General features: G+C 36.0%; 21 protein-coding genes. 16 read left to right on the top strand and 5 right to left on the bottom strand.

The features are described from left to right. Window positions 1-65: 65 nt before the first annotated feature. The 12 genes from rpoD (at window position 66) to J3U59_RS05310 (ending at window position 13925) form a co-directional block, all read left to right on the top strand. Entirely contained in the window at window positions 66-1907 is a 1842-nt protein-coding gene (rpoD, locus tag J3U59_RS05255) for an RNA polymerase sigma factor RpoD (protein ID WP_267333572.1), read from the top strand. 65 nt (window positions 1908-1972) lie between these two features. Then, window positions 1973-2944, top strand: coding sequence for a bile acid:sodium symporter family protein (locus J3U59_RS05260; protein WP_267333571.1), 972 nt, complete (start codon window positions 1973-1975; stop codon window positions 2942-2944). Window positions 2945-3012: 68 nt separating this feature from the next. After that, window positions 3013-4527 (top strand): inorganic phosphate transporter PitA, encoded by a 1515-nt coding sequence (gene pitA / locus J3U59_RS05265; protein WP_267333570.1) that lies wholly within the window; start codon window positions 3013-3015, stop codon window positions 4525-4527. A 65-nt stretch (window positions 4528-4592) separates the two neighbouring features. Then, complete coding sequence (uspA, locus tag J3U59_RS05270) at window positions 4593-5045, top strand: universal stress protein UspA (protein ID WP_267333569.1); 453 nt, start codon at window positions 4593-4595, stop codon at window positions 5043-5045. A gap of 183 nt (window positions 5046-5228) precedes the next feature. After that, window positions 5229-5984 carry an SDR family oxidoreductase gene (locus J3U59_RS05275; RefSeq protein ID WP_267333568.1) on the top strand — a complete coding sequence of 252 codons (756 nt, stop codon included), beginning with the start codon at window positions 5229-5231 and terminating at the stop codon, window positions 5982-5984. Window positions 5985-6124: 140 nt separating this feature from the next. Further along, window positions 6125-6454, top strand: a complete 330-nt coding sequence (locus J3U59_RS05280) for a hypothetical protein (RefSeq protein WP_065633901.1) — start codon at window positions 6125-6127, stop codon at window positions 6452-6454. A gap of 346 nt (window positions 6455-6800) precedes the next feature. Continuing rightward, window positions 6801-9257, top strand: coding sequence for a bifunctional aspartate kinase/homoserine dehydrogenase I (gene thrA, locus J3U59_RS05285; protein ID WP_267333567.1), 2457 nt, complete (start codon window positions 6801-6803; stop codon window positions 9255-9257). After that, complete coding sequence (gene thrB / locus J3U59_RS05290; RefSeq protein ID WP_065633899.1) at window positions 9258-10196, top strand: homoserine kinase; 939 nt, start codon at window positions 9258-9260, stop codon at window positions 10194-10196. 96 nt (window positions 10197-10292) lie between these two features. Next, window positions 10293-11582: a threonine synthase gene (thrC, locus tag J3U59_RS05295; RefSeq protein ID WP_267333566.1), complete on the top strand. Its 1290-nt coding sequence runs from the start codon at window positions 10293-10295 to the stop codon at window positions 11580-11582. 238 nt (window positions 11583-11820) lie between these two features. Then, window positions 11821-12273 carry a transcriptional regulator NrdR gene (nrdR, locus tag J3U59_RS05300; RefSeq protein WP_065633897.1) on the top strand — a complete coding sequence of 151 codons (453 nt, stop codon included), beginning with the start codon at window positions 11821-11823 and terminating at the stop codon, window positions 12271-12273. 8 nt (window positions 12274-12281) lie between these two features. Further along, a complete protein-coding gene (gene ribD, locus J3U59_RS05305; protein ID WP_267333565.1) occupies window positions 12282-13409 on the top strand; it encodes a bifunctional diaminohydroxyphosphoribosylaminopyrimidine deaminase/5-amino-6-(5-phosphoribosylamino)uracil reductase RibD in 1128 nt (375 codons plus the stop codon). Between the two features lie 42 nt (window positions 13410-13451). Then, window positions 13452-13925, top strand: a complete 474-nt coding sequence (locus J3U59_RS05310) for a hypothetical protein (protein ID WP_267333564.1) — start codon at window positions 13452-13454, stop codon at window positions 13923-13925. Window positions 13926-14041: 116 nt separating this feature from the next. On the opposite strand, the gene J3U59_RS05315 is transcribed toward J3U59_RS05310, so the two are convergent. The 4 genes from J3U59_RS05315 to J3U59_RS05330 are packed head-to-tail and all read right to left on the bottom strand — an operon-like array spanning window position 14042 to window position 17757. Continuing rightward, window positions 14042-14482: a PTS sugar transporter subunit IIA gene (locus tag J3U59_RS05315; protein ID WP_267333563.1), complete on the bottom strand. Its 441-nt coding sequence runs from the start codon at window positions 14480-14482 to the stop codon at window positions 14042-14044. Window positions 14483-14537: 55 nt separating this feature from the next. Continuing rightward, complete coding sequence (locus J3U59_RS05320; RefSeq protein WP_267333562.1) at window positions 14538-15956, bottom strand: PTS fructose transporter subunit IIC; 1419 nt, start codon at window positions 15954-15956, stop codon at window positions 14538-14540. 13 nt (window positions 15957-15969) lie between these two features. Next, window positions 15970-16890 carry a 1-phosphofructokinase gene (gene pfkB, locus J3U59_RS05325; RefSeq protein WP_416379583.1) on the bottom strand — a complete coding sequence of 307 codons (921 nt, stop codon included), beginning with the start codon at window positions 16888-16890 and terminating at the stop codon, window positions 15970-15972. A 12-nt stretch (window positions 16891-16902) separates the two neighbouring features. Next, window positions 16903-17757, bottom strand: a complete 855-nt coding sequence (locus J3U59_RS05330; RefSeq protein WP_267333560.1) for a tagatose bisphosphate family class II aldolase — start codon at window positions 17755-17757, stop codon at window positions 16903-16905. A gap of 339 nt (window positions 17758-18096) precedes the next feature. On the opposite strand from J3U59_RS05330, the gene J3U59_RS05335 reads away from it, so the two are divergent. Together J3U59_RS05335 and J3U59_RS05340 are read left to right on the top strand one after the other, a co-directional pair. Then, window positions 18097-18924 (top strand): DeoR/GlpR family DNA-binding transcription regulator, encoded by an 828-nt coding sequence (locus J3U59_RS05335; RefSeq protein ID WP_267333559.1) that lies wholly within the window; start codon window positions 18097-18099, stop codon window positions 18922-18924. A 1-nt stretch (window position 18925) separates the two neighbouring features. After that, window positions 18926-19888 carry a sugar kinase gene (locus J3U59_RS05340; RefSeq protein ID WP_267333558.1) on the top strand — a complete coding sequence of 321 codons (963 nt, stop codon included), beginning with the start codon at window positions 18926-18928 and terminating at the stop codon, window positions 19886-19888. Between the two features lie 231 nt (window positions 19889-20119). Here the strand turns inward: J3U59_RS05340 and hemW are convergent, their stop codons facing one another. Further along, the gene (hemW, locus tag J3U59_RS05345) at window positions 20120-21253 is read right to left on the bottom strand and encodes a radical SAM family heme chaperone HemW (RefSeq protein ID WP_267333557.1); all 1134 of its coding nucleotides are present in this window, start codon (window positions 21251-21253) and stop codon (window positions 20120-20122) included. 196 nt (window positions 21254-21449) lie between these two features. Between hemW and J3U59_RS05350 the strand changes: the two genes are divergently transcribed. Together J3U59_RS05350 and rplY are read left to right on the top strand one after the other, a co-directional pair. After that, window positions 21450-22325 carry a D-hexose-6-phosphate mutarotase gene (locus tag J3U59_RS05350; protein ID WP_267333556.1) on the top strand — a complete coding sequence of 292 codons (876 nt, stop codon included), beginning with the start codon at window positions 21450-21452 and terminating at the stop codon, window positions 22323-22325. Window positions 22326-22508: 183 nt separating this feature from the next. After that, a complete protein-coding gene (rplY, locus tag J3U59_RS05355; RefSeq protein WP_267333555.1) occupies window positions 22509-22793 on the top strand; it encodes a 50S ribosomal protein L25 in 285 nt (94 codons plus the stop codon). Window positions 22794-22927: the final 134 nt, after the last annotated feature.

The raw sequence follows: 22927 nt of genomic DNA on the forward strand, positions 1-22927 counted from the left end.
ATAAAACTTTTTAAGTTATACCTATACAATATACATGACCGAATAACTAAATGTGGACACCTTTTATGGAGCAAAATTCTCAATCACAGTTAAAACTCCTGATCATCCGAGGTAAGGAGCTAGGATACTTGACCTATGCTGATGTCAACGATCACTTGCCAGAAGAAATTATTGATTCAGATCAGATTGAAGATATTATCCAAATGATTAATGACATGGGGATTCAGGTATTAGAAGAAGCCCCAGATTCTGATGAGTTGTTACTTTCAGATAATGTCCCTGATGAAGAAGCGGTAGAAGCGGCAACAGCATTAGTATTATCAAATGTTGAGTCAGAAATAGGTCGAACAACTGATCCTGTGCGTATGTATATGCGTGAAATGGGTGCGGTTGAACTATTAACTCGCGAAGGCGAAATTGACATAGCAAAACGCATTGAAGATGGGATTAACCAAGTTCAAACTTCGGTATCAGAATATCCAGAAGCTATCACTTATCTTTTAGAACAATATAATCTAATTGAAAGTGGTGAAGTTCGTTTATCTGACCTCATTACCGGTTTTGTGGATCCTAATGCTGAAGAGTCAACAGAAGAGTTACCTGAAGAACTTGAAGACAGTGAAGCAGAAATTGAGCTTGATGATAGCGATGATGAAAACGAAGAAGAAGAGGGAGACTCTTCAGCCGATGATGATGTATCTATCGATCCTGAAGTTGCTAGAGCTAAATTTGCTGAATTAAAAGAACAGCATGATAAAACATCTGAAGCGATCAAAAAGTATGGTCGTGCGCATAAAAAAGCACAACAAGAGATCGAAAATCTATCTGAAATATTTAAACAATTCCGTTTAGTTGGCAAGCAATTTGATATTCTTGTTAACAATATGAGAAGTATGATGGATCGTGTCAGAGCGCATGAACGTGCGATTATGAAGATCTGTGTTGAGCAATGCAAAATGCCGAAAAAGCAATTTATGACGCATTTTACTGGCAATGAAAATAATATGAGCTGGTTCAATAAAGCATTAACTGCTAAAGGTGCTTTTGCGGCAAGCTTAAAAGAGTTTGAAGAACCCATCCAAGCTGAAATTAACTTATTACAGCAAATCGAAATTGAAACCAATCTTTCGATAGAGCAAATTAAAGATATTAATCGACGAATGTCGATTGGTGAAGCGAAAGCTCGTCGTGCTAAAAAAGAGATGGTAGAAGCCAATTTACGTTTGGTAATTTCTATTGCGAAAAAATATACCAATCGTGGATTACAATTCTTGGATCTTATTCAAGAAGGTAATATTGGTTTGATGAAGGCAGTTGATAAGTTCGAATATCGACGTGGTTATAAATTTTCAACCTATGCAACATGGTGGATTAGACAAGCAATCACTCGTTCAATTGCTGACCAAGCAAGAACAATTCGTATTCCGGTTCATATGATCGAAACCATTAATAAATTGAATCGTATTTCACGTCAAATGTTACAAGAAATAGGGCGTGAACCAACACCGGAAGAGTTATCAGAGCGTATGCAAATGCCGGAAGATAAAATCCGTAAAGTACTCAAAATTGCTAAAGAGCCAATTTCGATGGAAACACCAGTTGGTGATGATGAAGATTCACATTTAGGTGACTTTATCGAGGATACTGCACTTGAGCAACCATTGGATGCGGCAACTTCTGAAAGTTTACGAAGTGCAACACGTGATATCTTATCTGGATTAACGCCAAGAGAAGCGAAAGTATTACGTATGCGATTTGGTATTGATATGAATACCGATCATACGCTTGAAGAAGTTGGTAAACAATTTGATGTAACACGTGAACGTATTCGTCAAATTGAAGCTAAAGCTTTACGTAAACTACGTCACCCTAGTCGTTCTGACGTACTTCGTAGCTTCTTAGAATAATTATTTTTACCCATTTATATCGCCACTTTTGTGGCGATTTTTTTTGACTTGTTATACTCAACGCCATGAATATACTACAACGTTTTAAAATTGATCCTTTTTTGCTAACACTGATTTGTGTTGTTATCACAGCTAGCTTTTTTCCTTGTGAAGGGCAAACAAAAGTTGTGTTTCAATACTTGACCACCTTTGCAATTGGTTTGCTTTTTTTTATGCATGGCGCAAAACTTTCATTAGATGCCATCATAACTGGCATAAAAAATTGGCGTTTACATCTATTCATTTTTAGCACTACTTTTATCATTTTTCCTGTACTGGGAATAATGATGCATTTTTTAGTCCCCACTTTTTTATCACAAGAACTTTATCAAGGATTTGTTTACCTTTGTGTATTACCTGCAACTGTGCAATCTGCAATTGCGTTTACTTCAATCGCAAGAGGTAATGTCGCTGCTGCCATTTGTAGTGCATCGGCATCGACATTATTGGGTGTATTTATTACTCCAATATTAGTGGGTTTATTAATGAATACACAATCATCAGGCTCTATGAGTATGCTTGATGCAATTTCATCTATCATGTTAAAGCTAATGTTACCTTTTATTCTTGGTCATTTATCCAGACGTTTTATTGGTAAATGGGTAGATAAATATAAAAGTGTCATTTCTAAAACTGATCGTATTTCGATTTTATTGGTGGTTTATGTTGCTTTTAGTGATGCGGTGGCAAATGGTATTTGGTCAGAAATTAGCTTACTATCACTGGTACAAATAATTTTCTATTCAATTGTGTTATTAACCATTGTATTACTTATTACTACGTATGGTTCACGGTTGCTTGGTTTTAATAAAGAAGATGAAATCACCATTGTGTTTTGTGGTTCAAAAAAAAGTCTAGCAAGTGGTATTCCTATGGCAAGCGTTATCTTTCCTATTTCTGTTATGGGAATAATGATTTTACCATTGATGATTTTTCACCAAGTTCAATTAATGATTTGTGCAGTATTAGCTGCTCGCTATGCCAAACGAAAAATATAAAAATTGTTTTGCTCATTGCTTAATTCTCAAGGATAATATAAGCGCTATTAACAACAGAAAGATATATTATGTTACATCTATTTGCTGATTTAGAATTTTCCACCATTGTATTACTAGTTTTGGCGCTATTTTTTGTGCTTTTTTATGAAGCAATTAATGGCTTTCATGATACAGCTAATGCGGTTGCAACAGTCATTTATACTAGAGCATTAAAAGAACAGCTTGCCGTTTTTATGGCAGGTATGTTTAATTTTTTTGGTGTTTTGCTCGGTGGTCTTAGTGTCGCTTATGCTATAGTGCACCTATTACCAACTGATTTATTGCTTAATGTAAGTTCATTACATGGGCTTGCGATGGTGTTTTCTATTCTATTTGCCGCTATCCTTTGGAATTTAGGTACCTGGTATGTTGGGCTTCCAGCATCGAGTTCACATACGCTGATAGGCTCAATTATTGGTGTGGCAATTGCAAATGCATTTATTATGGATACCTCAATTATTGATGCATTAAATATTCCGAAAATGCTACAAATCTTCTTGTCTTTAATTATTTCTCCTGTTGTTGGGCTTGTGCTTGCAGGATTAATGATTTTTTTACTGCGAAAGTATTGGACTCGTAAAAGCCAAAGTAAAAAAAGCAGTAAAAAACGTGAACGTATCTTTATGACGCCAGAACAACGTGAAAAACTTTACGGTAAGAAAAAACCACCATTCTGGATCCGCATAATGCTTATTATATCTGCCGCTGGTGTAAGTTTTTCACATGGCGCTAACGATGGGCAAAAAGGTATTGGTTTATTAATGCTGGTCTTAATGGGCATTGCTCCTGCTGGGTTTATTGTTAATATGGGCGCATCTACTTATGAAATTACCAATACCCGTAATGCGATTCATAATATTCAAGAGTACTTTGTAACACATAATGATGATCTGATGAATGTTATTGGTAAACAACCCGCTTTAGATACTAGTATTCCTGAAGGCGACCTGAATAAGTACCATTGTGATTATTCCCGTTCATTTATCACTTTAGGTATTGCTAATAATTTATTCAATAAAATTAATGATTATGAATCCTTAACCGTCGAGCAACGTTCACAAACCCGACGTATATTATTATGCTTATCTGATACGGTTTCTCACGTGGCTAAGCAACCGAATGTCTCTTCACAAGATAAACAATATTTAAAATCATTAAATGATGATTTACTTAAAACTATTGAATACGCACCAATTTGGATAATTATTGCTGTAGCGTCTGCATTAGCGGTTGGAACAATGATTGGTTGGCGACGTGTCGCTATTACTATTGGTGAAAAAATTGGTAAAAAAGGTATGACTTACGCACAAGGCGTATCAGCACAAATTACTACCGCATTATCTATTGGTATTGCGAGTTATACCGGTATGCCAGTTTCAACTACTCAAGTACTTTCTTCCTCTGTTGCAGGTACAATGATCGTTGATGGTGGTGGTGTGCAAAGTAAAACGATTAAAAATATTGCGTTAACTTGGATATTAACCCTACCAATATCGATTTTGTTATCTGGCTCACTTTTTTGGCTTGCTCAAAAATTAATTTAGTAGTAAAAATAGAGTACTGATTTTAACTTAACTAGGACGTTAACAATAAGAAGGAGTAAAGTATCATGGCTTATAAACATATATTAGTCGCAGTTGACTTATCACCTGAAAGTGAGGTTCTTGTCGAAAAAGCAGTCTCTATGGCTAGACCATATAATGCTCAAGTATCCTTAATTCATGTTGGTATTAACTATTCAGATCTTTACACTGGTTTAGTTGATATCAATATGAATGATATGAAAGATCGTATTACTGAAGATGCGCATCTTGCATTGAATAAATTAGCCGATGATGCTGGATACCCGATTGCACATACTCTTTCTGGAAATGGCGAGTTTGGTCAAGTCTTAATTGAAGCTATTCATGAATATAGTATTGATTTGGTCGTTTGTGGTCACCACCAAGACTTTTGGAGCAAGTTAATGTCTTCTGCTCGTCAGCTTATCAACAATACCCATATTGATACATTGATAGTTCCTCTAAAAGATGAAGAGCCTTCTGAAGAAACAGCCAAATGAACCGCTAAATATCAACCCGCTTAACTAGCGGGTTTTTTTATATTTTAACAATCCTTTTATCTTAAACAAATTTTTTTAAAAATACGGCTTAATCTATTTATTTAATTGCCACTTTTTGTCTATTCATTTAATAATTTAAAGAATATACTCAGATTTAATATTTAGAATATAAGGAGATTTATTATGAATATCGCATTAGTTACCGGTGCCTCTTCTGGATTTGGTCAGGCTATTTGTCGTAAATTGATTGATGATGGATATAAAGTCATTGGTGTGGCAAGGCGCGCAGATAAATTACAAAAGTTAGCAGAAGAATTAGGTGCTAATTTTTGTGCATTGCCTTTAGATGTCACTAAAAAAGATGCCGTAGAATCAATCTTGTTACAATTGCCTAAAGAGTTTCAACCTATCGATATTTTAATAAATAATGCAGGATTAGCCTTGGGATTAGAACCCGCTTATCAAGCTAATTATGAAGATTGGGAAACAATGGTTCAAACTAACATAGTTGGCTTAATTCATTTGACTCACCATCTTTTACCTGGCATGGTTGAACGAAACTTTGGTTACATAATTAATCTTGGCTCTGTCGCAGGGACTTATGCTTACAAAGGTGGAAATGTCTATGGCGCAACAAAAGCCTTTGTTAAACAATTTAGTGCGAATTTACGTACAGATTTGTTAGGCAAAAAAATTAGAGTCACAAATATAGAGCCTGGATTGTGTGGTGGGACTGAATTTTCTAATGTCAGATTTCATGGTAATAATGAACAAGCAGCAGCCGTGTATGAAGGGGTTGACTATATAACACCTGAAGATATTGCTAACACTGTTTCATGGCTGGTTAACACACCAACACATTTTAATGTCAATGCACTCGAAATTATGCCAGTTGCTCAAGCTTCTGCTGGATTAGCCGTTTATAAAGAAACTAAATAGATAATTGACGTCGATATTGGATAAACAATATCGACGCGGTTTAATGTTAAAAAAATAGATATGGTTAACAAAATAGACTTGCACTTCTGTCAATGGATTGCTATCCTTTTCCCTTGTAATTTTGATTGAGGTTAATGGTAATGACATTTACTGAAGTAACGAAAACATTTGCGACAAGCTTGCCGGGTACAGATAGTTATGTAAAACTGCGTAAAGCTATGCGTACATTGATTCAAGAAGATCCAAACAATGCTTCAGTTTATTTTTTGATCTTTGGTTTTGCGCGTACTTATGTCATGTTATATGAAGATCAGGAAGTTTCACCAAAATTCGCCGAAGAGAATCAAAAAGTTATGCTATCTTATCTTAATATTCTTGATGAAGCGTTAAAAAAACAAGACGCTAAAACTCTTTATCAAGCTTTGAATAAGGTAGTTAATGAGTACGAAAATAGCAAAAAAGTATTTTAAATAACAGCCTGACATGAAAGTGTCGGGCTGTTTTGTTTAGAGTAAAAACTAATTAGGAAAAATGATGACAATGTTAATGATCATTTCAGGCATTATTGGCACCTTAGGCACTATTATTCACTATAGGGCGGGTTGATTTTTCCTTAAAAAAATATAAAAAACCCGCTGAAAAAAGCGGGTTTTTAGTTTATATAAAACATGTTCAAGAACCTTAAAAATAGGCATTTGAAAAAAATAATATAGCTCAAAATGATACGCCTGTTTTCAAAAACTATTCAGTGGTTTAGGTAAACGGGTATTTTGAATTTTAATTGGCATAAATTAGGATAATAAGTAAAGGTGTGATATGAAAGTTTTGAAATTTGGCGGGACCTCTGTCGCTAACGCAGAACGTTTTTTGCGAGTTGCAGAAATTATTGAAAATAATGCTAAGCAAGAACAAACTGCAACAGTTTTATCTGCACCAGCTAAGATTACTAATCATCTGGTTGCGATGGTTGAAAAAACCGTAGCAGGGCAAGATATACAGAATAATATTTATGATGCTGAAAAAATATTTGCTGATCTATTAGCCGGTATCGCAAAAGAACACCCTAATTTTGCCTACGATAAAATGAAAAGTTTTGCTTTAGATGAATTAAATAATATCAAGCAATTATTAGAAGGCATTCGTTTATTAGGGCAATGTCCAGATAGCATTAACGCTTCAATTATTTGCCGAGGCGAAAAACTATCAATTGCTATCATGCAAGAGTTGCTCAAGGCAAAAGGGCACTTAGTCACAGTAATTAATCCTGTCGCAATGCTCATTGCTGAAGGCGGTTATCTAGAATCTACCGTCGATATAGCAGAATCCTCACATCGCATTAGCGAAATGCATATTCCACAAGATCATATTATTTTAATGCCAGGTTTTACCGCTGGAAATGATAAAGGCGAACTTGTTGTGCTTGGTCGTAATGGTTCAGATTATTCCGCATCAGTATTAGCCGCCTGTTTGCGTGCAAGTTGTTGTGAAATTTGGACCGATGTAGATGGCGTCTATACCTGTGATCCGCGAATTGTGCCAGATGCTAAATTGCTTAAAACCATGTCTTATCAAGAAGCGATGGAACTGTCTTATTTTGGTGCTAAAGTGCTTCACCCTAGAACCATTTTGCCGATTGCACAATTCCAAATCCCATGTTTAATTAAAAATACCAATAACCCAGATGCACCCGGCACACTCATCGGTGCAAATGTTGTTGATTCAACAACCCCAGTAAAAGGCATCACTAACTTAAATAATATGGCGATGATTAACGTATCAGGCCCAGGCTTAAAAGGTATGGTTGGTATGTCGGCGCGTGTTTTTTCCGCTATGTCTTACGCGGGTATTTCTGTTGTTCTCATTACTCAATCTTCCTCAGAATATAGTATTAGCTTTTGTGTACCACAAGCAGAGCTCTATCGAGCAGAAGAAGCATTAGGTGATGAATTTTATTTAGAATTAAAAGATGGATTATTAGAGCCAATTGAAGTCATCGAAAAACTAGCGATTATTTCAGTTGTGGGTGATGGAATGCGCACTTTACGTGGACTTTCTGCTAATTTCTTTACAGCATTGGCTCGCGCCAATATTAATATTGTTGCCATTGCTCAAGGTTCATCCGAGCGCTCAATTTCGGTTGTAGTTGATAATGATGTTGCAGTGATGGGCGTAAGAGTTACTCATCAAATGTTATTTGGTACCGATAAAATGCTGGATGTTTTTGTAATTGGTGTTGGCGGCGTGGGTGGTGCGCTTATTGATCAAATTGAGCGACAACAAAAGTGGCTCAAAAATAAACAAGTTGATCTGCATGTTTGCGGGTTATTTAACTCTAAGCACGGTGTACTTAATCGAGATGGCATCAATCTGACAAATTGGCGAGAGCAAATAAAACAGAGTGAAACAAGCTATACTTTAGATAGCATAATTGAATTTGCTAAGAATAACCGATTACTCAATCCAATTTTAGTTGATTGTACATCAAGCAGTGAAGTTTCTGATAAATATGCTGACTTTTTGGCTAATGGATTCCATGTTGTTACGCCAAATAAAAAGGCTAATACCAGTTCAATGGCTTACTATTTACGTTTACGTCAAGAAGCCGCTAAAAGTAAACGTAAATTCCAATATGATACCAATGTTGGGGCAGGACTCCCTGTTATTGAAAATTTACAAAATCTACTTAATGCCGGTGATGAGCTAATTAGATTTTCAGGTATATTGTCTGGTTCATTATCCTTTATTTTTGGTAAGCTTGATGAGGGTATGTCACTATCTGAAGCAACAAAACTTGCTAAAGAAAAAGGTTTTACTGAACCCGATCCTCGTGATGATTTATCAGGTACCGATGTGGCAAGAAAATTATTGATTCTAGCCAGAGAAGCGGGTTTGCAGCTTGAGCTTGATCAAATTAATGTTGAATCCGTTTTACCAGAACAATATGCACAAGGTAATGTGGATGAATTTATGGCTAAATTACCGCAACTTGATGCTGAGTTTAAATTAAAAGCCGAGCAAGCAGCAAAACAAGGTAAAGTATTACGTTATGTTGGTAGTATCGAAAATAATCAATGTAGCGTTAAAATCGAAGCTGTTGATAGTGATGATCCACTTTACAAAGTGAAAAATGGCGAGAATGCATTGGCATTTTATACCCGTTATTATCAACCTATTCCACTGGTATTACGGGGTTATGGTGCAGGCAATGATGTAACTGCAGCCGGTGTCTTTGCTGATATTTTACGTACGACATCAGGCAAGATTGGAGGCTAAATGAAACAGCAATCTTTAACGGTTTATGCACCAGCATCAATGGCAAATATTAGTGTAGGTTTTGATATTTTAGGTGCGGCAATTCACCCCATTAGTGGGGCGATGCTAGGTGATTGTATTACTGTTGCGCCCGCTGAAGAATTTACTCTTACCAGTAAAGGGCAATTTGTAAAAAAATTACCGCGCGATCCAAAATACAATATCGTTTATCAATGTTGGCAACGATTTTGCCAAGCTATGGGTAAAACGTTACCCGTGCATATGACCCTTGAAAAGAATATGCCAATTGGTTCTGGTTTAGGTTCTAGTGCTTGTTCTGTCGTTGGCGCTTTTGTTGCTTTAAATGAATTTTTTGATAAACCGTTTAACGAGTTTCAAATGTTGTCAATGATGGGTGAACTTGAAGGTCGAATTTCAGGTAGTGTACATTATGATAATGTAGCGCCTTGTTATTTAGGTGGTTTACAACTTATTATTGATGAAATCGGGACAATCAGTGAGTCGATTCCGCACTTTAACGATTGGTACTGGGTAATGGCTTACCCGGGGATTAAAGTGTCGACAGCTGAAGCGCGTGCGATTTTACCTGCTCAGTATCAAAAAGCTGACTGTGTTGCGCATGGTCGCTATGTAGGTGGATTTTTGCATGCTTGTTATACTCAGCAACCAAAATTAGCAGCGGCAATGTTGGTTGATAATATTGCTGAACCTTATCGTAAACAGTTACTACCTAACTTTGATCAGACGCAAAAACGTGTTAAACAGCTGGGTGCGTTAGCATCGGGTATTTCGGGTTCGGGTCCAACAATGTTTGTCATTGCTGATAAGCTTGAAATTGCTCAGCAAATTGAAGCATTACTCAAAAGTGATTATTTACAAAATGATGAAGGTTTTACCCATATCTGTAAAATAGATACACAAGGTGCAAGAGTTATTTAAAATCCTATAAAAAGCGTAATTGAAAAAATTATTTTTTTGGTTGATAGATAATAAAACGAATAAATTATTACAGCATAAATATAACTGGAACATATTATGAAATTGTACAATTTGAAAGATCATTCGCAGCAAGTTAGCTTTTCCCAAGCTGTGCAACAAGGATTAGGAAGAGGGCAAGGTCTATTTTTCCCGCAAGAATTACCAAAATTTTCTGAAAATGAAATTGAAGCATTATTAAAACTGGATTTTATAACTCGTAGCGCCAAAATTTTATCGGCGTTTATTGGCGATGAAATTAGTCAGGATGATATGTATCGATTAGTTAATAATGCTTTTCAATTTCCAGCGCCAGTCAAATCGGTTGAAGCAGATATTGGTTCATTAGAGTTATATCATGGTCCAACACTTGCGTTTAAAGATTTTGGTGGACGTTTTATGGCACAAGCGTTAGTGCAAGTGGCTGCGGATAAACAAATTACGATATTAACAGCAACTTCGGGTGATACAGGTGCCGCAGTGGCGCATGCTTTTTATCATTTACCTAATATTCGTGTTGTCATTTTATATCCCGAAGGAAAAATTAGTCCATTGCAAGAAAAGCTATTTTGCACCTTGGGCGATAATATTCATACTATCGCTATTAAAAGTGACTTTGATGCGTGCCAAGCCTTAGTTAAAAAAGCATTTGATGATGAAGAGTTAAAAGCGCTAATTGGATTAAATTCTGCAAATTCGATTAACATCAGTCGTTTACTGGCACAAATTTGTTACTATTTTGAAGCTTATGCTCAACTGACACCAGCGCAACGTCAACAATTAGTGATTTCAGTGCCTAGTGGTAACTTTGGTGATTTAACAGCCGGTTTATTGGCTAAAACAATGGGGTTACCAATTAAACGTTTTATTGCTGCAACGAATGCAAACGACACGGTGCCACGCTATTTAGAAACTGGAAAGTGGGAGCCTCATGCAACAGTTGCTACGCTTTCTAATGCTATGGATGTGAGTCAACCGAATAACTGGCCTCGTATTGAAGAGATTTATCGTCGCGAAGGCTGGGTGTTAAAATCACTCGGGCATGCGGCGGTGTCTGATGAAGTCGCTTCACAAACGGTAAGAGAATTAGATAAAAAAGGTTATTTATCTGAGCCTCATGGCGCGATTGCTTATCGGGCATTACGTGATCAGCTGCAAGCAGGTGAATATGGATTGTTTTTAGGTACGGCTCATCCAGCAAAATTTAAAGAGGTGGTTGAAGATATTCTTGGTAAATCAATTCCACTGCCTAAAGCATTAGCTGAACGTGCAGATATGACACTACTTTCGCATCATATGCCAAATGATTTCGCCAAATTACGTGATTTTTTAATTAATTTATCTTGGTAAAATTAGTTCCGCTGCCAATCGGTGGCGGATTATTCTTTATCATCAAATATGGTTTAGCTAATTTCAGTTATTTATTTTGCTATTAAATTTATCCTCACGATTTTTACATTCAATCACATATACATTATTTTAGTAAACACCAATTCAATAGTATTTATTTTGCTGTTTAGACATATCTTGTTTAAATCACTATTTTCAGCTATTGTAATATCAATTAGGCCATTATAAGGATATTGTTATGTACTGTCCGTTTTGTAATGCAGATGATACAAAGGTGATTGATTCGCGTCTTGTTGGTGAAGGTTATCAAGTCCGTCGTCGTCGTCAATGTGTTGAGTGCAATGAGCGTTTTACCACATTTGAAGTGGCTGAATTAATTATGCCTAATGTGATTAAAAGCAATAAAGTTCGAGAACCATTTAATGAAGATAAGTTGCGTAATGGAATAAAACGAGCGCTAGAAAAACGCCCAGTTAGCTTTGATGCGATCGAAGATGCAATTACGCGCATAAAATCAAAAATCAGAGCTACCGGTGAACGTGAAGTGCCAGCAAAATTAATTGGTAGTTACGTTATTGAAGAGTTAAAAAACCTCGATAAAGTCGCTTATATACGTTTTGCATCAGTTTATTTTAGTTTTGATGATATAGAACAATTTAGTAATGAAATTGCTAAATTACAACAAAAATAATGACCCTTATGACAGCGCCTTACGATACCGATCAACTTTATATGAATCAAGCCATTGAGCTTGCTAAACTTGGTCGCTTTACTACAACACCTAATCCCAATGTCGGTTGTATTATCGTTAAAGATAATCAGATTATTGGTAAGGGGTACCATCAAAAAGCGGGGCAACCCCATGCGGAAGTTTATGCTTTGCAAATGGCGGGTGCTAATGCCGTAGGTGCAACTGCATATGTAACATTAGAGCCTTGTAGTCATTTTGGACGCACTCCCCCTTGTGCCAATGCCTTAATCAAATCAGGGATAAAGCGTGTTGTGATTGCTATGCAAGATCCTAATCCTAACGTGGCCGGTAATGGTATTAAACGTTTACAAGATGCTGGTATAGCGGTAACTGTTGGTGTTTTAGCTGACCAAGCGGAAGCGATTAATCAAGGTTTTTTAAAACGTATGCGCACAGGCTTACCTTTTGTCCAACTTAAACTGGCTGCTTCGTTAGACGGAAAAATCGCCATGGCATCAGGCGAAAGTAAGTGGATAACCTCAAACAAAGCCAGAGAAGACGTACAACAGTTTCGTGCTCAAGCCAGTTGTATATTAAGTACCCGTAAAACAGTACAGACCGATAATGCAAGTTTAACCGTTAGATATCACCAATTACCCGATGACATACAGAAAATCTACCCTGTAGACAAGATTAGACAACCCATTAGAGTAATTATTGATGGTCAACATCAACTAACCGGCGATGAAAATATTTTCCAACAACCCGGTGAAACTTGGGTTGTACGAAAGCAAAATTTATCGATTGCAATGCCTAATACATCGTTGATTGTAGAGCCTTCAGCTAATCAGTATATTGATTTAAACGTTTTACTCGAAAACTTAGCGCAAAAGCAGATAAATAGTGTTTGGGTTGAAGCAGGTGCACACCTTGCTGGTGCGTTAATTGAACAAAATTTAGTTGATGAACTGATTATTTATTATGCGCCAAAATTGCTAGGCCATAATGCTAACGATATGTGTATTTTACCCAATTTGCAAAAATTATCCCTAGCTCCTCAATTTCAATTTGATTCAGTTGCAGCAGTTGGTGAGGATATGCGAGTTATTCTAAAAAGAAAATCATCTGCAATTTGATGACAATTCAATTCCCTATTTTGAAAAAAGGAAAACGTTAATTTGAATAGTGAACGGCGTTCTTTGTATAAAAAAAACAGCTTTAACAAGCTGGATATCGATTATTTTTTTACGTTAGATGAGTATCAAATTATCGATGATTTTATTTATGCGGATATATCTGGAATAGCAAAAGTATGTGGTTATCAAATTCTGTTTTTTTATATTTTGGGGCATGTTGAAGTATTATCACTGGAAGATGTGGTGGAGAACACGTTTTTACGTGATAAAGCTAATCAAATTTTAACTTATCTAGGCTTTGATTTTAAAATGGGGCATCCGTTTGAGTTAACAGATGAGTTTAATCATAATTTTAAGTTCAAAGACTCTATTGATGACGATCAGGTGCGTTATTACTATGACTTTGACGAGATGTTAATTGTTTTAGGTATTAATTGGCAGGGATTTTTAGTTTCATTCGAAATGGTAAAAGATAAGACAATTATCCATAATCGCCTGAAAAATTTTTATTCATAAATGAACTGTATTTTCTATTGCAAAAACGAACTGTGCTCAGTTGAGTAACGGCATCTATTGTTAATAAGATGCCGATACCTCTATGAGTTAAATGCGAATACTTGATTCGGTGATTATCATGAATTACCTTGAAGAATGGCTAATAGTTGTTCTGGTGTTTTTACGGCTAAGATGCGCTCAAGTGTATCGTCTGCAATTACGGCACGTGTTAATTTACGTAAGATATCTAAGTGCTCATTTGATTTAGCTGCAATGCCAACGACAACATAAGCAATATTATTATCTTCATCCCACTTGATACCTTGTGGATAATAAATCACTTTAAGTCCTGTTTCGATAACACTATCACGTTTTTCGGTTGTGCCATGTGGAATTGCTATACCATTACCCAAAAAAGTCGAAATTTGAGCATCACGATCGAACATTGCTTGAGTATAATCATTTTTGACTAATCCTGCGTTAATCATCTTTTCAGATACCGCTCTTATCGCCTCTTGTTTAGAAAAAGAGCCATCTATGATTGAAATATCATTGACATTAAGTTTTAAATCGCTCATTTGTTATCCTTATTTTGTTAGTCTACCGCTGATGAGCGGTAGACTAATTTGTTGATTATACTGTTGCTTTATTGGCTAATTTTTTGTTTTGTGCAATACGAACTAAACCTAATAAAATAGCGCCAACTATTGCGCCCGCGAAAATGCAACCTACCCATAAAAATGGTTTATTGACCAGTGGCAGTACTAAAAAACCACCGTGAGGTGCAGGGACTTGAATTTGGCATAAAAAGGTTAAAACAGCTGCAATAGCAGACGATAACATCATAATTGGAATCACGCGCAATGGATCTTTTGCTGCAAAAGGTATTGCTCCTTCTGTAATGTGTGTTGAACCCAAAATATAATTGACCAGACCAGCTGCACGCTCTTCTTCAGTAAAGGCTTTATCGCGGAAGATTGTTGTTGAAAAAGCAATAACAAACGGGGGGGCAATACAAGCTGCAGAGACACCAGCCATAAAATAGAAATTGCCTTCACCTAACAACATGGTACCTGTTACGTAAGCGGCTTTATTTACTGGACCACCAAAGTCGAATGAACACATCGCACCAATAACAATACCTAATAAAACAGGATTAGCAGATTGCAGTGATTCAAGGAATGACTTCATGGCATTATTTACTGTCGCAATCGGACCACCGAGTAAAAACATACCTGCACCAATCACAAATACGCCAATGAGTGGCATAATGAAAATGGATTTAAGCCCTTCAAATGAACGTGGAAGTCCATCTAACAATTTTTTGACAAACAGCATTAAATAACCGGCAGCAAAACCAGCAATAATCCCACCAAGGAACCCAGCTCCGGTGATATTAGCAATCAGTCCACCGACAAATCCGGCAACCATTCCTGGTCGGCCAGCTATAGAGTACGCTAAGAAACCGGTAAAGATAGGAACCATAATGCCAAACGCTTGCCCACCAATTTTCATTAATAACGCGGCAAATTCATTATATTGAGCATTATCAGGGTTAGCTGAATATATCCCCCATAAAAACGATAACGCAATTAAAACTCCGCCAGCTACCACAAAAGGTAACATGTTCGAAACGCCGCTCATTAAGTGTTTATAAATTTGACGACCAATGGATTCTTTAACTTCTATCTGGTTAGATGATGAATTGGATTTGTCTGAATTGTTATTTTTGCCTTTACGGATGGGAACAGCGCCTGATGTGATTTGTTCAATAAGTACTTTAGCTTTATGAATACCATCTTTAACAGGTACTTCAATAACAGGTAAACCATTAAAGCGGTCAGGGTTGACATCTTTATCAGCAGCAATAATTACCCCAATTGCCTCGCTAATATCTGCGTCTGTAATAGCGTTATCAACACCGCCTGCGCCATTGGTTTCTACTTTTATTTCAAAGCCAGCTTTTTCGGCAGCGCTTTTTAAGGCTTCTTCCGCCATATATGTATGTGCAATACCAGTTGGACATCCTGTGACAGCTAATATTTTTCTCATAATGCTCTCCTATTTACTTGATTTGGGTAACGACAACTTGACCCATATAAATGTCAATTTTGTCTAATTGACCTAATCCATCTGACTCGGCAACATTAGCGCCTGTTGCTGAGGCCTTTTTCATGGCTTTTTCAATATTTTGTTGTTCAAAAAGCCACTCACTAATAAATGCAGCAAGCGATGCGTCACCAGCACAAGCCGAACTAACTAGATTTATTTTCACCGCATTACAAAACCAAATATGCGTGCCGTCTGAAAAGTACATGCCTTTGTCACCCATTGTTAATAAAATGTTTTGTGCGCCTTTTAAATGAACAGCCTCAAGTGCGGTTATGATTTGCTGTTGGGTATTGGTTTCAAGTCCAAAAATTTCTTTTAGTTCATCGTCATTAGGTTTAATTAATAATGGCTTATACTTTAGTAATTCACTTAATTTGGGATGACTAATATCAAGAATGACTTGGATATTTTTGGACAGACATAAATCTAAGATAGACTGATAATAATCTGGTTCAATATTATTTGGCAGACTTCCGCTGATCACTAAATAACTGTCATTGGCTAACGAACTAATAATCGCTAGCATTTCACTTTTTTTGTTATCAGGAACAAACGGTCCTTTCCCCACCAGTTTATATTCATTATGCCCATCGTTGACAAAAACATTGATACGCGTGATATCATCAATAAAGCAAGGTTTGGTTTCAAGTTGCAATTTAGTTAATTCATCAACAATGTACTTACCCGAAAAACCACCAAAGAAACCTAAAGCACAGGTTGGTTTATTGAATTTATGTAATACAATCGATACATTGATAGCTTTACCATTTGGGCTATATTCCGTATGCGAAGTACGATTGACACAATTGGGATAAAGCCCTTGGCAACGAATATTCATATCAATGGCGGTATTGAGTGTTAAGGTATAGATCATCATGCTTAGCCTCTATAATTTTCCTGCGCATCCGCATGTTGTGATGATTTTTTTGACGATCTCTTTCATTGCTGCTTTTGCTGGTTTCATATAGTGACGAGGGTCATTTGCATCAGGATGTTCAATAAAATATTGTTTGAGGGCATCAGAAAACGCGATTTTTAATTCTGTCGCTACATTGACTTTACAAATACCGCGTTTAATGCATTCACGTACATCTTTATCTGGCACGCCCGATGCGCCATGTAATACTAGTGGAATATCGACCATTGAACGTATTTCCGATAAACGATCAAAGTCTAGTTTGGGTTCTGATTTATAAAGACCGTGCGCAGTGCCAATTGCAATTGCCAGTGAGTCAATACCTGTCTTTTCTATAAATTCAACTGCTTGTTTAGCATTAGTGTATAAAGCATCTTTAGCATCAACAACTAAGTCATCTTCAACGCCACCTAGTCGTCCTAATTCTGCTTCTACACTGACATCGTAACGGTGAGCATATTCAACGACACGTTTAACAATGGCAACATTTTCAGCGAATGGAAAATGAGAACCATCAATCATCACAGAGCGAATACCTGCATTGATTTTGGCTGTTATATCATCATAGTCTTCATGGTGATCTAAATGAAGCGCTAAAGGAACATTATGTTTTTTCGACAACTCATAAGCAATAGCGACAATATTTTCTGTTCCTGCATAACTATAGGTTCCTGGGGTTCCTGCTAAAATCACAGGGGACTGTAATTGAGCAACTGTTTCTACAATGACTTGCATTGTTTCTAAATTATGAATGTTAAAGGCGGGTACGGCATATTGCTCTTTTTGCGCTTTTTTTAACATATTGTGGCTAGAAATAATTGACATATAACTTCTCCTAAAATTTTTATTAACTACTTAATTTTTTAACTTTCGAATTGAAAGTTATTTTTTTAAATTATGATTGCAAAACGAAAGTTATACTAGTGTTAATAGCGTGAGGTGGATCACAAAAATAGATTTTAATATGTCGAACAAGATAAACTTGTTGCTAAAGTTGCATTTTAACGTTTAACTGGTCAAGGCTGATTTAAGACTACTAAATCGCGATAATTAACATTGATTCATGTTTAGGATAAATTTCTTCACATTAATTGATGTTGACCACTTGTATGATAAATTTTATTATCATCTTTAGATATTTATCAGTTATATAGGAAATAAAATTTGGCTAGAGCGTCTTCAGCCCTACTAAAACGTAGGTTAGATATTGCCGAAATCGTACGTAAACAAGGTGAAGTAAAAGTAGATGACTTATCTGACAAGCTTCAAGTATCTAATGTTACCATTCGGCAAGATTTAACATATTTAGAACAACAAGGTTATTTAAAACGATCCTTTGGTGGAGCAATTTATATTCCACCTGAAAGTTTGGCTAACCAAACTTCTTTCGACTCTGTAAATTATAGTAATATCAATTTAAATATCAGTGAAATCGATATCGTTAAAAATTGTTTAGATTATATAAATGATGGCGATACACTTTTTTTAGGTCATGGCACTTTAATTCGAAAACTCATTCCTTTTTTGCATAATAAAAAATCCTTAAAATTAATTATGAATGATATTCAAAATGCTCAATTGGTTAAGGAGTTTTCAGATGCCGAAGTCATATTAGTGGGGGGGGTGCTTTTAGAGGGTAATATTTTGCAAAATAATAATGCCCTAACTGAGGTTGTTAACCAATTTTCTATTACCCATTTTATTGTCGAATTGGCAGCTATCAATGCTAATAATCATTTAATTATTGCTAATATTGATCAACAAAAAACATATCAACAAATATTTAAAAATGCTGACCATACTATTGGCCTTTTACCTCAACGCTTGGTAATGAATGATGAACACAGTATCGGAAAACTAAAGCATTTAGATACGGTTATATTATCAAGACCAGTTGTCACCGAATATCATCAACAATTATTAGATTCTAATTTTAAACAAGATGTGGTTAACAAATTTTGCGTGATCTATCGTAATGCAAAGGGGATGTAATATGCAATTTAAGATTTGTACTATAGGAGAATTGCTAGTTGAGTTTTTAGCTAAACAGAAAAACCAACGTTTTGACGAACCGGGTGAGTTTGTCGGACCTTTTGTCAGTGGCGCACCAGCAATATTTGCTGATCAAGTTGCAAAATTAGGTTTTCCAGTTATTTTTTTTGGTTGTGTTGGCAAAGATGCTTTTGGTCACATGTGCACTAAGCGATTAAAACAAGATGGTGTGATTATTGAGGGGATTACCTCGCATTATAAAGCTAATACAGGTAGTGCATTTGTAACCTATAAAGACTTAAATGAACGCGATTTTATCTTTAATATCCCAAATAGTGCCTGTGGTCTACTTTCGTTCAATCATATAAATGAAAGTTTACTAAAAGATTGTACCCATTTACACGTTATGGGCTCTTCACTTTATTCTTTTCGCGCCATTGATGCTATGCGTAAAGCACTTGATATTATTAAAACAAATGGCGGCACAATTTCGTTTGATCCTAATTTGCGTAAGGAGATGTTTAATATTCAGGAAATGGAGCAATCGTTTGATTATATCATGGAATATACCGACATATTTTTACCAAGCGAAAGCGAGGTTAGTTATTTTGCCCATAGCCATGATGAGAGTGAACAACAAACCATGTTTTCATTACTCGAAAAAGGAATTAAACATATTGTGGTGAAAAAAGGTAGTAATGGTGCAGACTACTATGGTCACGATGAAAAAAATAAATTATACACACTTCATGTCGACGGTTTTGCCACAAACGTCATTGATCCAACTGGAGCGGGTGACTGTTTTGGTGCAACCTTTGTGAGTTTGATGTTAGCCGGATATTCTGTCAAACAGGCTTTGCGCTATGCGAATGCGAGCGGTGCTCTAGCTGTATCTAAAAAAGGTCCAATGGAAGGGACATCGACATTAGATGAATTAAAACAATTTATTTCTAAATATAAATAAAATCAGTTGAACAAATTTGCAAAAAAAATCCCAATAACATGGTTATTGGGAAAACATAAGGAATAGGAAAACAATGAAATAAATGCATTGTCGAGTGTTAGTATGCGCCTTTTTTTAAAAAATGTATGTAAAGATAACTAAATGATTGCTTAAATAGATTGTATCTATCTTGTTAAGTAAGTGTAAATCGCTTTATTCTCGTCACTAATTCATTATTTTTTATTGTGTTATCTATAAGAAGATCTCCAATAATGAGTTTAAAAACAGCTTACCGCGCTCGGTTATTTGCCAATTATGTTTATGTTCAATCAAATAATTTTGCTCTATGGCAAGGTCAATCTGCTTACTTACCGATTGCAAGGGTAAAAAAGTACGTTGTTCAAATTCGTGCTTGGGCGTTGCTTCAAATAATCGGAAACGATTCATAAAATATTCAAAGGGTAGATCTTGCGACGCTACTTGATAAGCGTGTTCTAAATATCGACCTTCTAAATACCCTTTAGGGTGACGTGTTTTTACTGTCCGGGTAATTTTGCCATTCGATTGGGTAATTTTACCATGCGCTCCGCAGCCAATCCCTAAATAATCACCAAAACGCCAATAATTTAAATTATGTTCGCATTGATAGCCGGGTTTGGCATATGCTGAGGTTTCATATTGTTGATAGCCTTGTTGAGTTAAAAGTTGATGCCCTTGTTGATAAATTTCCCATAGGTTATCGTCATCAGGTAAGATTGGTGGTTTGGAACCAAATAATGTATTGGGTTCAATAGTTAGTTGATACCAAGACAAATGCGGGGGGGCTAGCTTAATGGCTTGCTTTAAATCATACAATGCATCATCAATGGATTGATTCGGTAAGCCATGCATTAAGTCTAAATTAAAACTATGTAAATTTAGGTTATGAGCAAGAGTACCTGCATTTATGGCTTCTTCAGGGTTATGTATGCGTCCTAAATTTACTAGTTTAGCCGATTGAAAGCTTTGCACGCCAATTGAAATACGATTAATTCCTGCTTGCTGATAACCCTTAAACCTTTCTACATCAACAGAATTTGGGTTTGCTTCAATTGTTATTTCTGCCTCGCTGTCTATTGGAATAATTTTATTAACGTCGATTAATAACTGATTAATCAATTCGTCTGAAAATAGACTTGGCGTGCCTCCACCGATAAAAATAGAGTGAATTGAGCGATCAGGACACAGTTTGACATCTTGCCGTAAATCTTCAATAAGATGTTGAATATAAGCTTGATAATCAGGTGTTTTTTTCACCGTATGTGAATTAAAATCACAGTAAGGACATTTTTGAACACACCAAGGCATATGAATATATAAGCTAAGCGGAATTTTATAATCAAACATATGCTTTTCCATAAATTTTTGTCAAATACGCAGAATAAGTTTAAATGAGCTGGCTATATTACTCGTATTTATTAAAAAAAGCTTTTTTACCTTTATTCTATTTCTAGAATGTGGTGAAAAAGCGTAAAATAGAAACAATTTTAGATTTAGTTTATGACATTGATTGTCGATCAGATTAAACATTATAGGAGTAATTATGAGTATTTTAAAACAACTATTGGATAGTGCTAAACAATCTCAGTCTTTAAGCCCATCTGTTAAACAAACCACCTATGGTGAATTACCTATTTTAGTCATTAATCACCAAACTTGTACAGCCGCGGTTTCACTACAAGGTGCGCATCTATTATTTTGGCAACCGACAACTGAAACTGCACCAGTCGTTTGGTTAAGTAACAACGCCGTATTTAAAAAAGGTACCGCTATTCGTGGTGGCGTACCTATTTGTTGGCCTTGGTTTGGTAAATTAGGTGATCCTATGCATGGTTTTGCCCGTATAGTGCAGTGGACTCTAGATTCATGCAACGAAGATAATGATGGCGTTGATCTTGTTTTATCGTTAACCAATAATCAACAAACTGAGCCGTTTTTTTCAAAACCTTTTCACGTTTGGTTACAGATTCATATTGGTAATACTTGCCAAGTCACGTTAACTTGCCAAGGCGATTTTGAAGCAACAAGTGCATTACATACCTATTTTGGTGTAGATAATATTAACAATGTGCTTGTTAAAGGTTTAGGAGACAGCTATCAAGAACGTTTAGCAAATGAAAATAAACCCACTACTGTAGGTCAGCTGACTTTCAATCAAGAAGTCGATCGTATTTACACCCATGCCGATAATAAGTTAATCATTAAAGATGGGCAACGTACTATTGAGTTAACTAATAATCATTCGACCGATGTTGTAACATGGAATCCATGGGTAGATAAAGCAAAAGCAATGGCTGATTTTGCTGATGATGAATATCAATCTATGGTTTGTGTCGAAACTGCGTGTATTACTCAACCTTTAAAACTTTCGCCAACAGAAAAAGTGTCTTATGGTTTTAAGATAGAATTAATAAAGTAAACGGTAAATTCGTATTACAAACTTAATCGATACTTGGTTTTGATTAATAGTAGTATGATTATTTGATTGCGTTAAATTGCAGAACGCTTTATAATCGCTAACGCTTTTTAAGCAACTATTTGATAGCCAATTACTGGGTCGCCTGTAATTGGTTTTTATTTGAAATTACTAAGAGAAATTAAAATGTTTACATTAAAAGCAGAAGTTAGAAAAGAGCATGGTAAGGGTGCGAGCCGCCGCCTGCGTCACGCTGGTCAATTCCCAGCTATTATCTATGGTGGAAGTGAAGCAGCAGTTTCTGTTGTGCTTGATCACAACCACATTTTTAATATGCAAGAAAAACCAGAATTTTATTCTGAAGTATTAACTATTGAAGTTGACGGTAAAGCTGTTAAAGCAAAAGTACAAGCAGTACAACGTCATCCATTCAAACCAAAATTAGTGCATATGGATTTTGTGCGCGTATAAATTATCCATCAATTGGGTAACACCCAATTACTAATCCACGCAAAAGGTCGCCTTCATGGTGACCTTTTGTTTTCGTATCAAATAAGGCAAATACCTATTATTATGATTAGCTCCATTAACTGAGTGTACATAGG

Source organism: Gilliamella sp. B3783 (assembly GCF_026536125.1).
GTDB lineage: Bacteria > Pseudomonadota > Gammaproteobacteria > Enterobacterales > Orbaceae > Gilliamella.

What these genes read in the sequence shown, in the direction of transcription:
- hemW (WP_267333557.1), bottom strand. Translation starts at nt 21,253, where the DNA reads ATGTTTGATTATAAAATTCCGCTTAGCTTATATATTCATATGCCTTGG.
- J3U59_RS05280 (WP_065633901.1), top strand. Translation starts at nt 6,125, where the DNA reads ATGACATTTACTGAAGTAACGAAAACATTTGCGACAAGCTTGCCGGGT.
- J3U59_RS05350 (WP_267333556.1), top strand. Translation starts at nt 21,450, where the DNA reads ATGAGTATTTTAAAACAACTATTGGATAGTGCTAAACAATCTCAGTCT.
- nrdR (WP_065633897.1), top strand. Translation starts at nt 11,821, where the DNA reads ATGTACTGTCCGTTTTGTAATGCAGATGATACAAAGGTGATTGATTCG.
- thrC (WP_267333566.1), top strand. Translation starts at nt 10,293, where the DNA reads ATGAAATTGTACAATTTGAAAGATCATTCGCAGCAAGTTAGCTTTTCC.
- rpoD (WP_267333572.1), top strand. Translation starts at nt 66, where the DNA reads ATGGAGCAAAATTCTCAATCACAGTTAAAACTCCTGATCATCCGAGGT.
- pfkB (WP_416379583.1), bottom strand. Translation starts at nt 16,890, where the DNA reads ATGATCTATACCTTAACACTCAATACCGCCATTGATATGAATATTCGT.
- rplY (WP_267333555.1), top strand. Translation starts at nt 22,509, where the DNA reads ATGTTTACATTAAAAGCAGAAGTTAGAAAAGAGCATGGTAAGGGTGCG.
- J3U59_RS05330 (WP_267333560.1), bottom strand. Translation starts at nt 17,757, where the DNA reads ATGTCAATTATTTCTAGCCACAATATGTTAAAAAAAGCGCAAAAAGAG.
- J3U59_RS05315 (WP_267333563.1), bottom strand. Translation starts at nt 14,482, where the DNA reads ATGAGCGATTTAAAACTTAATGTCAATGATATTTCAATCATAGATGGC.
- pitA (WP_267333570.1), top strand. Translation starts at nt 3,013, where the DNA reads ATGTTACATCTATTTGCTGATTTAGAATTTTCCACCATTGTATTACTA.
- J3U59_RS05260 (WP_267333571.1), top strand. Translation starts at nt 1,973, where the DNA reads ATGAATATACTACAACGTTTTAAAATTGATCCTTTTTTGCTAACACTG.
- thrB (WP_065633899.1), top strand. Translation starts at nt 9,258, where the DNA reads ATGAAACAGCAATCTTTAACGGTTTATGCACCAGCATCAATGGCAAAT.
- J3U59_RS05275 (WP_267333568.1), top strand. Translation starts at nt 5,229, where the DNA reads ATGAATATCGCATTAGTTACCGGTGCCTCTTCTGGATTTGGTCAGGCT.
- thrA (WP_267333567.1), top strand. Translation starts at nt 6,801, where the DNA reads ATGAAAGTTTTGAAATTTGGCGGGACCTCTGTCGCTAACGCAGAACGT.
- J3U59_RS05340 (WP_267333558.1), top strand. Translation starts at nt 18,926, where the DNA reads ATGCAATTTAAGATTTGTACTATAGGAGAATTGCTAGTTGAGTTTTTA.
- uspA (WP_267333569.1), top strand. Translation starts at nt 4,593, where the DNA reads ATGGCTTATAAACATATATTAGTCGCAGTTGACTTATCACCTGAAAGT.
- J3U59_RS05320 (WP_267333562.1), bottom strand. Translation starts at nt 15,956, where the DNA reads ATGAGAAAAATATTAGCTGTCACAGGATGTCCAACTGGTATTGCACAT.
- ribD (WP_267333565.1), top strand. Translation starts at nt 12,282, where the DNA reads ATGACAGCGCCTTACGATACCGATCAACTTTATATGAATCAAGCCATT.